At 60.6% G+C, this 13,435-nt stretch carries 13 protein-coding genes; 12 read left to right on the top strand and 1 reads right to left on the bottom strand.

All coding sequences use genetic code 11. The annotated features are described in order from the left end of the window. Position 1: 1 nt before the first annotated feature. The 6 genes from cobW to cobJ are packed head-to-tail and all read left to right on the top strand — an operon-like array spanning position 2 to position 7,584. Entirely contained in the window at positions 2 to 1,057 is a 1,056-nt protein-coding gene (gene cobW / locus AC2TDA_RS21405; protein ID WP_480880934.1) for a cobalamin biosynthesis protein CobW, read from the top strand. A 6-nt stretch (positions 1,058 to 1,063) separates the two neighbouring features. Beyond that, entirely contained in the window at positions 1,064 to 4,357 is a 3,294-nt protein-coding gene (gene cobN, locus AC2TDA_RS21400) for a cobaltochelatase subunit CobN (RefSeq protein WP_480880936.1), read from the top strand. Then, positions 4,354 to 5,481 (top strand): cobalamin biosynthesis protein CobG, encoded by a 1,128-nt coding sequence (locus tag AC2TDA_RS21395; protein ID WP_480880938.1) that lies wholly within the window; start codon positions 4,354 to 4,356, stop codon positions 5,479 to 5,481. Before cobN ends, AC2TDA_RS21395 begins: the two co-directional genes overlap by 4 nt. After that, on the top strand, positions 5,481 to 6,110 hold the full coding sequence (locus AC2TDA_RS21390; protein ID WP_480880939.1) for a precorrin-8X methylmutase: 630 nt from the start codon (positions 5,481 to 5,483) through the stop codon (positions 6,108 to 6,110). Before AC2TDA_RS21395 ends, AC2TDA_RS21390 begins: the two co-directional genes overlap by 1 nt. After that, entirely contained in the window at positions 6,107 to 6,835 is a 729-nt protein-coding gene (locus AC2TDA_RS21385; RefSeq protein WP_480846282.1) for a precorrin-2 C(20)-methyltransferase, read from the top strand. The genes AC2TDA_RS21390 and AC2TDA_RS21385 overlap by 4 nt, the downstream gene beginning before the upstream one ends. Continuing rightward, a complete protein-coding gene (gene cobJ / locus AC2TDA_RS21380) occupies positions 6,832 to 7,584 on the top strand; it encodes a precorrin-3B C(17)-methyltransferase (RefSeq protein WP_480880941.1) in 753 nt (250 codons plus the stop codon). The genes AC2TDA_RS21385 and cobJ overlap by 4 nt, the downstream gene beginning before the upstream one ends. On the opposite strand, the gene AC2TDA_RS21375 is transcribed toward cobJ, so the two are convergent. Then, positions 7,557 to 8,306, bottom strand: coding sequence for a cobalt-precorrin-6A reductase (locus AC2TDA_RS21375; protein WP_480880942.1), 750 nt, complete (start codon positions 8,304 to 8,306; stop codon positions 7,557 to 7,559). The genes cobJ and AC2TDA_RS21375 overlap by 28 nt on opposite strands. Between AC2TDA_RS21375 and cbiE the strand changes: the two genes are divergently transcribed. The 6 genes from cbiE to cobF are packed head-to-tail and all read left to right on the top strand — an operon-like array spanning position 8,305 to position 13,430. Further along, a complete protein-coding gene (cbiE, locus tag AC2TDA_RS21370; protein ID WP_480880944.1) occupies positions 8,305 to 9,504 on the top strand; it encodes a precorrin-6y C5,15-methyltransferase (decarboxylating) subunit CbiE in 1,200 nt (399 codons plus the stop codon). The genes AC2TDA_RS21375 and cbiE overlap by 2 nt on opposite strands. Continuing rightward, a complete protein-coding gene (locus AC2TDA_RS21365; RefSeq protein WP_480881012.1) occupies positions 9,501 to 9,869 on the top strand; it encodes a cobalamin biosynthesis protein in 369 nt (122 codons plus the stop codon). The genes cbiE and AC2TDA_RS21365 overlap by 4 nt, the downstream gene beginning before the upstream one ends. Continuing rightward, on the top strand, positions 9,866 to 10,660 hold the full coding sequence (gene cobM / locus AC2TDA_RS21360) for a precorrin-4 C(11)-methyltransferase (protein WP_480880946.1): 795 nt from the start codon (positions 9,866 to 9,868) through the stop codon (positions 10,658 to 10,660). Before AC2TDA_RS21365 ends, cobM begins: the two co-directional genes overlap by 4 nt. Continuing rightward, positions 10,647 to 11,969: a cobyrinic acid a,c-diamide synthase CobB gene (locus AC2TDA_RS21355; RefSeq protein ID WP_480880948.1), complete on the top strand. Its 1,323-nt coding sequence runs from the start codon at positions 10,647 to 10,649 to the stop codon at positions 11,967 to 11,969. The genes cobM and AC2TDA_RS21355 overlap by 14 nt, the downstream gene beginning before the upstream one ends. Further along, on the top strand, positions 11,966 to 12,694 hold the full coding sequence (gene cobA / locus AC2TDA_RS21350) for a uroporphyrinogen-III C-methyltransferase (protein WP_480880950.1): 729 nt from the start codon (positions 11,966 to 11,968) through the stop codon (positions 12,692 to 12,694). The genes AC2TDA_RS21355 and cobA overlap by 4 nt, the downstream gene beginning before the upstream one ends. Beyond that, positions 12,687 to 13,430 (top strand): precorrin-6A synthase (deacetylating), encoded by a 744-nt coding sequence (cobF, locus tag AC2TDA_RS21345; protein ID WP_480881014.1) that lies wholly within the window; start codon positions 12,687 to 12,689, stop codon positions 13,428 to 13,430. Before cobA ends, cobF begins: the two co-directional genes overlap by 8 nt. Positions 13,431 to 13,435 lie beyond the last annotated feature (5 nt).

The raw sequence follows: 13,435 nt of genomic DNA, 5'->3' as shown, positions 1-13,435 counted from the left end.
AATGAGCAACCTCGAAAAACTCCCCGTCACCGTTATCACCGGCTTTCTGGGCTCGGGTAAAACCACTCTGATCCGCCACCTGATGCAGAACCCGCAAGGCAAGCGTCTGGCAGTGGTGGTCAATGAGTTCGGCGACGTTGGCGTCGACGGCGACATCCTGAAATCCTGCGCTATCCCGGACTGCCCGGCGGAAAACATAATGGAACTGGCCAACGGCTGCATTTGCTGTACCGTGGCCGACGATTTCATTCCAACCATCGAGGCCTTGATGGCACTGGAGCCGCGCCCCGATCATATCCTGATCGAAACCTCTGGGCTGGCGCTGCCTAAACCGCTGCTGAAAGCGTTCGACTGGCCCGATATCCGCTCGAAAATTACCGTGGATGGTGTAATCGCCCTGGCCGATGCCGAAGCTGTTGCAGCCGGTCGCTTTGCGCCGAATGTCGAAGCTGTAGACGCCCAGCGCTTGGCCGACGACTCGATCGATCACGAAACACCCCTCTCCGAAGTGTTCGAGGATCAGATTTCCTGCGCAGATATCATTCTGCTGACAAAACCAGATCTTGCGGGCCCCGAAGGCGTAGCCAAAGCCAAAGAGATCATTGCCGCCGAGGCCCCTCGCCCTCTGCCGGTTGTCGAGGTTGCCGAAGGTGCCGTGGATGTCCGGGTTGTACTGGGGCTTGAGGCGGCCGCCGAGGATGACATGGACGCTCGTCCGTCGCATCACGACGATCATGATGACCATGAACACGACGATTTCGAAAGCATCGTGGTTGAACTGCCCGAACAGACCGATCCCGCCAATCTGGTTGCCAATATCGAGCGTCTCGCCAATGAACTGAACATCCTACGCGTCAAAGGTTACGCTGCTGTTTCCGGCAAACCTATGCGCCTGCTGATTCAGGCTGTTGGCGCCCGCGTTCGCCACCAGTATGACCGCCCCTGGAAAACGGGTGAAGAGCGTCGCTCGCGTCTGGTGGTGATTGCCGAGCATGACGACATCAACGAGGTCGCGATTCGCGATATCCTTGTCGGTGTCACCGAAGCTGCTGAGTAAAAGAAAATGCACGTCGTCTTCCGCGAAAGCCACGGGCTAGAAGAGACAGAAACCCCAACCGACCTGGGTCAGAGCCCGGCGGATCTGGTGGTTTTGTCCTTTTCCGACAGCGACCTCGGTGCTTTCGCGGCAGGCTGGCATCGCGGCGGGGGACCTGATGGTCGGATGCCGACGATGCGGTTGGCCAACCTGACAGCGTTGAAGCACCCCTTGTCTGTCGACACCTATGTCGAGCACACGCTTGAAGGCGCCAGGGGTATCCTGATCCGTCTCATCGGCGGTGTCCCCTATTGGGCATACGGCTTACAGCAAGTTCTGGCGCTAGCGCAGGCCAAAGGCATTGCTCTGGCCGTGCTACCAGCCGACGGGCGCGAGGATACACGGCTGGACGAGTATTCCACCTTGCCTGTCTCGACCCTACGAAGACTTGCGCACCTGTGTGACACAGGAGGAGAAGTTGCGGCACAAGCGGCGCTTGCGCAGTTGGCGTTGGCGGCTGGGCTTTACGCCGGACCGGTGATGGGCGCAAAAACCTTGCCCGATTGCGGCGCGTGGTGCCCGGATCGCGGGGTAATTCCAGTGGAAACCGCGTTTACGGGTAACGCCAAATGCGTCTTGGTTACATTCTATCGCGCCTACCTGACGTCGGCCGACACCGCTCCCGTTGCCGCCCTGATACGGTGCCTGCGTGCACGTGGCTTCGAGGCGATCGGGCTTTTCGCTCCTTCACTAAAAGCTCCGGCAGCTGCCGGCTGGCTGCGCGAACAGGTCGTCGAATTGGCCCCATCGGCGATCATCAACGCCACCTCTTTTTCAGGCAAAGGCGCGTCGGGCACCTCTCCGTTGGACGCTGCCAATGTTCCGGTGTTTCAGGTTGCGCTGGCCACCTCTCGCCGCAAGGCATGGATCGAGGCAGAACGCGGTCTGTCACCTGCCGATCTGGCCATGCATGTAGTGCTGCCCGAAGTGGACGGGCGGATCTCAGCAGGCATCGCCTCGTTCAAGGAACCGGGAAAGCGCGATCCGCACCTGGAATATTCTCGCTTTGCCCATCGGGCCGAGCCAGAGCGGATCGAGGCCATCGTCGATCGCGTTTCCGGCTGGCTGAAGTTGTCAGACACGCCCAATTCACAGAAAACACCAGCCTTGGTGCTGTCCACATACCCCGGTAAAGACTGGCAGATGGCGCATGCGGTTGGTCTGGATGCACTGGCATCTGCCGAAGCGATATTGTCTGACCTTCAAGGCGCAGGCTACGACACTGCCCCCGCTGAACCTATTGCCGCTACGTTGTTGGACGCGCAGATTTCATGGCCATTGGACCACTACCTTTCGGCCCTATCGGGTTTACCTGCACAGCTGCGCGCGGATCTCGAAACGGTCTGGGGAAAGCCTGAGGACGACCCATCCTTTGCAGAAGGCGCAATTCATTTTACCGCCCTTCGTCGCGGTAAGGCCCTTGTGGCCTTGCAACCCGAACGCGGCATACCCGAGCTGCGCGATGACGACTACCATGACCTGTCGCGCACCCCGCGCCACAGCTATGTCGCGTTCTATCTGTGGCTACGCCAAGGCCTCGGCGCAGATGCGCTGATCCACATCGGTGCGCACGGAACGCTGGAATGGCTGCCGGGAAAATCGGTTGCCTTGTCATCTGAGTGCTGGCCCGAAGCACTGATCCGCGACCTGCCGGTAATATATCCCTTTATCGTCAATGATCCCGGAGAGGCCGCGCAGGCCAAACGCCGGATCGGGGCCGTTACGCTGGGCCACATCCCGCCTCCGATGAAGGAAAGCGGCACTCCGGATCGCATGGTGCGGCTGGAATCTCTGCTCGATGAATTCTCGAACGCCGACGGGCTGGATCCCAAGCGCCGCGACCGGTTGCAAGCCGATATCCGGGACGAGGCGCAGGCCATCGGGCTGGAAAACGATCTGGGTCTTGATCAAGCCACCAGCACCGCCGAGGCGATCACTCGCATCGACCGCTTTGTTTGCGATATCAAGGAAAGCCAGTTCGGTGACGGGCTGCATATCTTTGGTCGCGTGCCCGAAGCGAAAAGTAATTTCAATGCTACGCCGTCTGCGCATGCCGAACGCGCCGCGCTGCTGGACGCTCTGGCTGGACAGCGGATCGAGGCAGGTCCGTCAGGCTCGCCTCATCGTGGGCGGGCTGATGTGCTGCCGACCGGGCGCAACCTTTTTACGACCGACCCGCGGTCAGTGCCAACTCGCGCAGCATATACGCAGGGTGTGAAGCTAGCCGAAGAACTGGTCAGGCGGCACCTACAGGAAGAAGGCGATTACCCGAAGGGTCTGATCGTCGATCTCTGGGGCTCGGCCACCATGCGTACGGCAGGTGAAGAGTTCGCTATGGCTTTGCATCTGCTCGGCGTGAAACCCGTTTGGGACAAAGGATCGGAACGGGTTTCAGGTATCGAAGTTCTGCCGATCACCGATCTGGACCGCCCGCGCCTGGATGTGACCCTGCGCGTCTCAGGTCTGTTTCGGGATGTGTTCCCGACGCTGTCGGCACTTTTTGGTCAGGCAGTGCGCGCACTGTCCGAACGCGACGAGGCGCCCGACTGGAATCCATATGCGGGACATGCCCCTGCGGCCCGAGTCTATGGTCCGGCACCAGGCAGTTATGGTCTGAGTATGACCCACCTATCCGAGACCTACACGGACGAGGCCCGCGCCCAGGCCGGACAAGCGTGGCTGGATGCCAGTTCCTTTGCGCTGGAAGGTGAACATATCGCACAGGACGTTGAAGGCATCACGCAACGCGTCAGCGACGCCGACAGCTTTGTGCACCTGCAAGACTTGACCGAGACAGATCTTCTGCTCGCCAACGACTACGCCACCCATGAGGCCGGGTTTGCGGCGGCCAAAAAGATTACCGGCGGCGCCGCGCAGCTTTATCACCTCGACAACACGAACCCGGAAAACCCTCGTGCGCGCACCTTGCCAGAAGAAATCAGCCGCGTAGTCCATGCTCGGGCTGCCAACCCCGACTGGATCGCCGGAATGCAACGTCACGGATTCCGTGGCGCCGCCGAGATAGCGGCAACGCTGGATCACATGGCCTCATTTGCACATCTGTCAGGCACTGTTGCACCGCATTTGTTCGATCTCTACCACGATGCAACGCTGGGAGATGCCGAAGTGGATGCCTTCCTGCAGGAGGCTAATCCGCAAGCCTATCAAGCCATGCAGGATCGGTTTCGGGCTCTGCTCGATGCCGGTTTGTGGAACACGCGCCGTAACTCGATACGGGCAGATCTGGAGGGATTGGGATGAGCGCTCCGATCGTAAAAGGCTGGTGCCCTGGTGCACATCGACCAATGATGTCGGGCGACGGCCTGGTCGTACGAGTGCGACCCAGACTAGCGCGGCTGGACGCGGATCAAGCGTTGGGTCTGTGCGATCTGGCCCTTCGGTTTGGCAACGGGACCATCGATCTGACGAATCGCGCCAACTTGCAACTGCGTGGCGTTCAGGAATCTGACCATGGGCCTCTGCTTAAAGAACTGGCTGCCCTGAACCTGCTGGACTCTGAGCCCGGCATCGAAGTACGGCGCAACATTCTGGTCTCTCCTCTGTATCAAGCGGGTGATTTGACCACGCGGCTGGCTCAGGAACTGACTGACCGCCTGGAGGAATTGCCCAGCCTACCCGCCAAGTTTGGTTTTGCCATCGACACCGGCCCGGCACGGTTGTTGGTATCAGATTCGGCAGATATCCGGCTGGAGCTTGGCGCGGATGGGCTAATTCTTCGGGCAGACGGATCCGGGACCGGACGCCGCGTGACCGAAGCCGAAGCTATCGACCGCCTGATCGATCTGGCCGGTTGGTTCGCCGGAAATTTCACGCCCGACACCCGCCGTATGGCGCGACTGGTGGCAGAGCTGAGCCTGCCGCAAGACTGGCAGGGCAGCGACCCCGGCCCAGTCGGAGAGCGTATCGAGCCGGGCGATCATTCCCTAGGCACGCTTTATGGCGCACCTTTTGGTCAATTGCCCGCCCTGCAACTGAAAGATCTGTTTGAAAAATCGAGTGCTTCCGCTTTGCGGGTCTCCCCTTGGCGGTTGATCCTGCTGGAGGGCGGCGCGACGGTTCCGACCTTGGACTTTGTTACCGATAGTGCAGACGCACTGATGACCACGGATGCCTGCCCCGGCGCGCCTTTCTGCCCGCAGGCGCAGGTGACAACACGCGAAATTGCCCGCAGTTTGGCGCCGCGCGTATCTGGCAGCCTGCACGTGTCTGGCTGCGCCAAGGGCTGCGCCCGGACGCGCCCGGCGGATGTAACTTTGGTTGGCAATTCCGGACGATTTGATCTTGTCAAACAAGGCCGCGCAGGGGATGAGCCCAGCCAGCGCGGGCTGACCCCCGAAACACTTTTGACCATGGACCTGACCTGATGCCCTATGAATACGAAACTGATGGCGCGGCGATCTACAAAGAAAGCTTTGCCACGATCCGGTCCGAGGCCGATCTGGCCCGCTTTGAAGCTGATGAGGAACAGGTCGCCGTCCGCATGGTCCATGCCGCCGGGATGGTCGGGCTGGAGGAATTCGTGCATTTCTCGCCCGGCTTCGTCTCGACTGCCCGTACCGCCCTGGAAAACGGCGCGCCGATTCTGTGTGACGCGCGCATGGTCAGCGAAGGCGTCACCCGTTTTCGCCTGCCTGCGGACAACGAAGTGATTTGCACCCTGCATGATGAACGCGTTCGCCCTCTGGCGGCCGAAATGAGCAACACCCGATCCGCCGCCGCGCTGGAGCTATGGCGGCCCAAGCTGGAAGGCGCGTTGGTCGCAATCGGCAATGCACCCACAGCTCTGTTCCACCTGCTGAACATGCTGGAAGACCCTGAATGCCCGCGTCCGGCGGCCATCATCGGCTGCCCGGTAGGTTTCGTTGGCGCGGTGGAATCCAAGGACGCCTTGTGGGAGGCTCAGCCCGTGCCGTCTTGCATCGTAAAGGGCCGTCTCGGCGGCAGCGCCATCACTGTCGCCGCCGTCAACGCCATTGCGAGCCGTGCGGAATGAGCGCGGGCAAGATATATGGTCTGGGCCTCGGTCCCGGCGACCCGGATTTGATGAGCGTTCGGGCAGATCGACTGTTGCGAAATGCACGCCACGTCGCGTTCTTCCGCAAACCTGGCCGCAGCGGGCAGGCGCGAAAGATCGTAAACGGCATGATCCCCAGCGAAGCAGTGGAATTCCCTATGGAATACCCCGTAACCACGGAAATCCCCGTGACCGACCCGCGCTACAATGAACTGCTCGCCGCATTCTATGAGGATTGCTCCGCGCATCTAAAAGCACTGGCGGACAGCGGAGAAGACGTTGTTGTTCTTTGTGAGGGAGATCCGTTTTTCTACGGGTCTTTTATGCACCTTTACAGTCGCTTGCGCGATGAAGTTGATGTCAATGTTGTACCTGCCATCACCGGGATGTCTGGGGCCTGGACTGCGACGGGCGACCCAATCACCTGGGGCGATGACGTTCTGACGGTGCTGGTTGGCACCTTGCCTGAAGACACTTTGGCAGAACGTATGGCTCAGACTGACGCTCTTGTGGTGATGAAGATCGGGCGCAACATCGACAAGGTGAAGCGTGCCCTGAAAACGGCGGGCCTCTATGATCGCGCGTGGATTGTGGAATACGCACAGATGCCAAACCAAACCGTGACGAAACTGTCCGAGGCATGCGAGAAAGTGACACCGTATTTCTCAATTATCATCGTGCATGGTCAGGGACGTCGTCCATGAGCGGCTGGGTCAAGATCGCTGGCCTTGGGCCGGGCAACGAAGACTTGGTGACGCCAGAGGTTTCGACGGCGCTGGCTGAAGCAACGGATGTGGTGGGGTACATTCCCTACGTTGCACGTGTGGCAGAGCGCGAGGGGTTGACCTTGCACGCCAGCGATAACCGCGTCGAGATCGACCGGTCTCAACACGCGTTGCAGATGGCTGCCGAAGGTAAGCGCGTGGTCGTGGTTTCTTCGGGTGACCCAGGTGTTTTCGCCATGGCGGCGGCGGTGTTTGAAGCCCTGGAAAACGGCCCTACAGAGTGGCGCGATATTCAGATCGACGTTCTGCCGGGGATCACCGCGATGCTGGCCGCATCCGCTCGCGCCGGAGCCCCTCTGGGACATGATTTCTGCGCCATCAACCTTAGCGACAACCTCAAACCGTGGTCTCTGATCGAAAAGCGCCTACGTCTGGCAGCTCAGGCCGATTTCTCGATGGCCTTCTACAATCCTCGGTCGAAGTCTCGGCCGGAAGGGTTTGTAAAGACGCTGGAAATCCTGCGTGAGGAATGCGAACCCGAACGCCTGATCCTGTTCGCCCGCGCCGTCTCGCGCGCTGATGAGGCGATCCGCATTTCGACTCTGACCGAGGCGACACCGGACATGGCAGACATGCAGACTGTGGTGATCGTCGGATCTTCGCGCACACGCGTGATTGAACGGAACAACACCCCGATTGTTTACACGCCGAGGTTTACTCCGGAATGAGCCAGCCAGTCCAGAACCTGCGTCACACTCGACAGTTCCGTCCGCTCCGGCAGGACGGGGCGGTCGATCATCAACACTGGCACACCCAGCGCCCGCGCGGCGTCCAGCTTGGCCCGCGCGCCTGTGCCGCCCGCATTCTTGGACACAACAAGTTCGGTCCTGTGGCGTTCCATCAGCGCCCGGTCACCTTCCACTGTGAACGGACCGCGCGAAACGACCACGTCGCAGTCCGGCAGAGGCAACTCTCCCGGCTCGTCCACCAGCCGAAGCAAGTAGTTGTGTTGGGGTTGAGCGGCGAAATCCTCAAGGTGCATCCGACCAACAGCCAGAAAGACACGCTGCGTGTGACCCGACAGGGCATCGACCGCGTCCGTGATATCGGGAACGTGGTGCCAACGATCCCCGGCCTGAGGGATCCAGGCGGGGCGCGTCAGCGCCGCCATTGGTGTATTCGTCAGGCTGCACGCTACATCCGCGTTTCGGCTCATCTGCGCCGCAAAGGGGTGGGTTGCATCAACCACGTGGCTGATACCATTTTCGCGGATGTATTGCACCAACCCTTCTGCACCCCCAAAGCCGCCGATACGCATCGGCAAGGGTTGTGGGCGCGGGCTGTCTACACGACCGGCGTAAGAGTAGGTGGCTGTAATACCCTGTTCTGCGACAGTTTTGGCCAATGCGTTGGCCTCGGTCGTACCACCAAGGATCAGGAGGTTGGACATGCGTGAGGCTCCGTGGCTGACCGTTCTGGGACTGGGCGAAGATGGACTGGATGGCCTGTCGCCCGCAAGCCGTCAAGTGCTGGACAACGCCGAAGTTGTCATGGGACCGCCACGACATCTGTCGTTGATCCCTGAAACCAGCGCAGAACGCATTGAATGGCCGGTTCCGTTCGCCAATGGCTTACCGATCCTGAACGATCTGCGTGGGCGCCGCACAGTCGTTCTCGCCTCGGGTGATCCCTTTTGGTTTGGTGCCGGATCGGTTATCGCGCGCAATTTCGAAGCCGGAGAATGGACCGCCCTGCCCGGCCAGTCGACCTTTTCGCTGGCAGCTGCCCGGCTGGGCTGGCCGCTGGAGAGCACGTTGACCTTTGGCTTGCACGCCGCGCCTTTGACTCGCCTGCGACCTCATCTTTCCACTGGACTACATGCCATTCTGCTGCTGCGAGACGGCAAGGCAGTTGCCGAGCTAGCTTCCTACCTGACTGAGACCGGCTTTGCAGACAGTAAGCTTCACGTCATGCAAGCTCTGGGCGGGCCGCGTGAAAACACTCAGATTGTGTCGCTGACCGAGGCGCTGATGGGGACGTTTGACCATCCGGTTTGCGTCGGGCTTGAGGTCACGGGTCCTGGTCGCGCTTTCCCAAAGGCCTCGGGCAAGCCGGACGACATCTTCGAAACGGATGGACAGATCACCAAACGCCCGATCCGCGCACTAACATTGTCGGCTCTGGCGCCGCAAAGAGGTGAGCGTCTCTGGGATATCGGTGGCGGCACTGGATCGATCAGCATCGAATGGCTGATGTGTGATCCGACGCTGACCGCCACCACGATTGAACCGCGCGCGGACCGCGCGGAGCGTATCCGGCGCAATGCGGACTCTCTGGGGCAGGACCGGCTGGACGTGGTGCACGGCACTGCGCCTGAAGGCTTGGTTGGTCTACCCCGGCCGGACGTAGTTTTCATCGGCGGTGGATTAAGTACCCAACTCCTGAGCTGGCTGCACGAAAATCTGCCTCCCGGCACCCGTCTGGTCGCCAACGCCGTTACATTGGAAAGCGAATCTCTGCTTTCAGAGTGGCACGCGAAACTGGGCGGGGACATGCTGCGTATCGAACTGGCGCAAGCAGGCCCCCTTGGTCCCCGGCGTGGCTGGAAATCCGCATATCCGGTGGTGCAATGGAGCGCGACACTATGATCGTGGCCGGTATCGGATTTTCCTCCGCCGCAACTGCGGACAGCCTGCGTGCCGCATTCAATCTGGCGTCCGTTGGTCAACACATTGAAGCACTGGCAACAGCCGCAGACAAAAAGGGACACCCGGCGCTTGCCGAATTCGCCGAGACCGCTCGCCTGCCCCTGCACTTCGTTCAAACCAACGATCTAACCGGGCAGCGTACCCTCACCTGCTCGCCCCGTAGCCGCGCCACATATGGCACTGGCAGTGTGGCCGAAGCATCCGCCCTTGCCGCCGCCGGACCCGGTGCGCGGCTGATCTCTCCCAGACAAATCTCGGACGACCGGCTTGCCACTTGCGCCGTCGCCATCGGAGGACAATCATGACCGTTCATTTCATCGGCGCCGGACCGGGCGCTGCCGACCTTCTGACCCTGCGCGGACGGGATATCATCGCCTCTTGTCCGGTATGCCTGTATGCCGGGTCTCTGGTGCCAGAGGAAATTCTGGACCACTGCCCCGAAGGCGCAAAGATCGTGAATACGGCACCTATGGACTTGGATCAGATCATGGCCGAAATCGAAGCCGCGCACAAAGCGGGTCAGGATGTGGCGCGGCTGCATTCAGGTGACCTGTCTGTCTGGTCGGCGATGGGCGAACAGATCCGCCGCCTGAAAGAGATGGGCATACCAGTCAGCGTCACCCCCGGCGTGCCGTCGTTCGCCGCTGCAGCCGCCGCACTTGGCACAGAACTGACCTTGCCTGGTTTGGCGCAGTCGGTGATCCTGACCCGGACACCGGGTCGCGCCTCGTCAATGCCTGAAGGCGAGACTTTGGAGAATTTCGCACGGACCGGGGCAACTTTGGCCATCCACCTTTCGATCGGCAATCTGGACAAGGTAATCGCTGACCTGACCCCAGCCTATGGCGCAGACTGCCCGGTGGCCGTTGTTTACCGTGCCAGCTGGCCGGATGAGCAGATCATTCGCGCGACGCTGGAGACGCTAAAAGACGGATTGGACGAGAGCATTTCGCGCACCGCGCTGATCTTGGTAGGCCCAGCGCTGGCCGGTGAAGGGTTTGACGAAAGCTGCCTGTACTCCAAAACCTACGACCGCCGTTACCGCCCGCAAAGCGCCGACAGCCCGTGGTCGAGCTGGAGCCATGGCGATGACTAACCCTCCGGGCTTATTAATCTCCGCGCCCTCGTCGGGCACCGGAAAAACCACCGTTATGCTGGGATTGCTACGGGCGCTGGCTGAGGACGGCATGACCGTGCAACCCTTCAAAAGCGGACCGGATTACATTGATCCCGCCTTTCACAGGGCGGCAGCGGGGCGGGCCTCGTTCAATCTGGACAGCTGGGCAATGAATGAGCCCTTGCTGAGTGCGATTTCGACCCAAGCCGAAGGGGCAGACATCGTCATCGCAGAAGGTTCGATGGGCCTGTTTGACGGCGTTGCCAAGCTCGGAGAGTTGGGCCACGGGTCCAGCGCCGAGACTGCATTGCGCATGGGCTGGCCGGTGGTTCTGGTGCTGGATGTGGGCGGTCAGGCGCAATCTGCAGCGGCAACAGCGCTGGGGTTCCGCATGTATAACCCAGACCTGCCGTTTGCCGGTGTGATCCTGAACCGCTGTGCAAGCCCAAGGCATGAACGCCTGACCCGGCTGGGCATGGAACGTGCTGGCATGCCGGTTCTGGGCGTTCTGCCCCGGCGCGGCGACTTGACCCTGCCCGAAAGGCATCTGGGGCTTATCCAAGCGGTCGAGCATCCAGATCTGGAAAATGCGATCGCCGGATACGCCGCTTTTTTGCGCGAACACGTAGATCTTGAGGCGATCAAGGGTGCGGCTTCCTCAGGCCCAATTGGGCCATCGTCTGCCGCGCTGCCGCGCCCTCCGGCTCAGCGAATTGCCCTGGCGCGGGATGCGGCGTTTTCCTTTACCTACCCGCACCTTCTGGAAGGTTGGCGTGCCGCAGGGGCAGAGATCCTGCCATTTTCCCCTTTGGCTGACCAAGCACCTGCCGAAGATGCAGATCTGGTCTGGCTACCTGGCGGTTACCCGGAACTGCATGCGGGAACTTTGGCGGCTGCCAACAGGTTCCTGACCGGCCTGCGAAAGCACGCTGAAACACGGCCCGTACACGGTGAGTGCGGTGGATATATGGCGTTGGGCGAGGTCCTGATTGACAAGGAAGGGACCGCACACCAGATGGCTGGCCTGTTGGGGTTGGTGACTTCGTATGAAAAGCGCAAGTTCAACCTTGGTTATCGTCGGGCGGAACTGCTGGCGCCGATGCCGGGTTTTGCGGCCGGAACAGCGATGCGCGGTCATGAGTTTCATTATTCGTCGATTGTTGAGCAGCCGGACGCGCCGCTTGCACGCGTTTTTGATGCCGAAGGGGCAGAAGGCCCGCAGACGGGCTCGCAACGAGGCAACGTCACCGGCACGTTTTTTCACTTGATCGCAGAGGCATCGGCATGAGCGGCTTCGTCTCATTCATCGGCTCGGGTCCCGGCGATCCGGAGTTGCTTACACTCAAAGCCGTGGACCGGATGCAAAAAGCCGATGCGGTATTGTTCGACGACCTGAGCAGCGGCCCAATCCTGACCCATGCACGCGCGGACGCCGATCTGGTGGGCGTGGGCAAACGCGCTGGCCGTCCTTCGCCCAAGCAGGACCATGTCAGCCGTTTGCTCGTGGAATATGCACAAACCGGACAGCATGTGGTGCGCCTCAAATCCGGTGATGGCGGCATGTTCGGGCGTTTGGAAGAAGAACTTGTCGCGCTGCGCGACGCCGGGATCGAATATGAGATCATTCCCGGTATTCCCTCGGCAGTTGCCGCAGCTGCCGCGGCAGGCATTCCCCTAACCCGTCGCATGACCGCGCGGCGTGTGCAGTTTGTCACCGGCCATGATGTCAGCGGCAAGTTACCAAAAGACCTCAACCTTCCAGCATTGGCTGATTCCGGCGCGACTACCGTTGTTTTCATGGGCAAGCGTACTTTTCCGCTGCTGGTCGAAGCTCTGCATGCGCACGGTCTGTCGTTGGACACGCCTGCTCTTATGGCCGAGTCGGTCTCGACCCCTGATCAGGCGTTGCACCGTTCCACAATCGGCGCCCTGTCAGAGAAGCTGGCAACAGAAATCGGAACCGCCCCTGCTCTGATCCTGTATGGACCGCTGGCTGAGTTCGGCGATGATTGAACTGAACCTCGTCGGCGTTGGTACCGGAAATCCCGATCACGTGACCTATCAGGGCGCGCAGGCGATTCGAGCGGCTGATCTGATTCTGATCCCCCGTAAAGGTGATGACAAAGCCGATCTGGCCGGAATTCGCGAGCAAATCATCGCGCATGTGGCAGACACGCAACCAAAGATTGCCTATTTTGACATCCCTCAACGGCGGGCCGAAGACGGATACCTGCGCGGAGTGGATGAATGGCATGACGCCATCGCGCGGCGATGGAGTGAAGTGATTGACGCCCATCCCGAAGCGCACACCGTTGCGTTATTGATTTGGGGCGATCCTTCGCTCTACGACAGCTCGCTTCGGATTGCCTCGCGGCTGAACCCGCAGCCGAAAACGCGTGTGATTCCAGGCATAACGGCATTGCAAGCGCTGACGGCCGCCCACGCAATACCGATCAACGACATCGGCGCGCCCTATGTCGTGACGACCGGACGCCGATTGCGCGACGAAGGCTGGCCCAAGGCGGCGTCAACCGTAGCGGTTATGTTGGACGGCGAGTGCTCCTTTCAAAGCCTCGAGATGGCGGAATACTTCATTTGGTGGGGGGCTTACGTGGGAATGAAAGAGGAAATCCTGATCCACGGCCCTTTGAATGATGTATGTGAAGAGATTCTGGCCAGTCGCGCTCGGCACAGGGCTGCGCATGGCTGGATCATGGATATCTATTTGCTGAAAAAGCGCGAGAACTGACCGAA

This window comes from Ruegeria sp. HKCCD6426, assembly GCF_057221115.1.
This window is presented reverse-complemented; position numbering and strand designations above follow the sequence as displayed.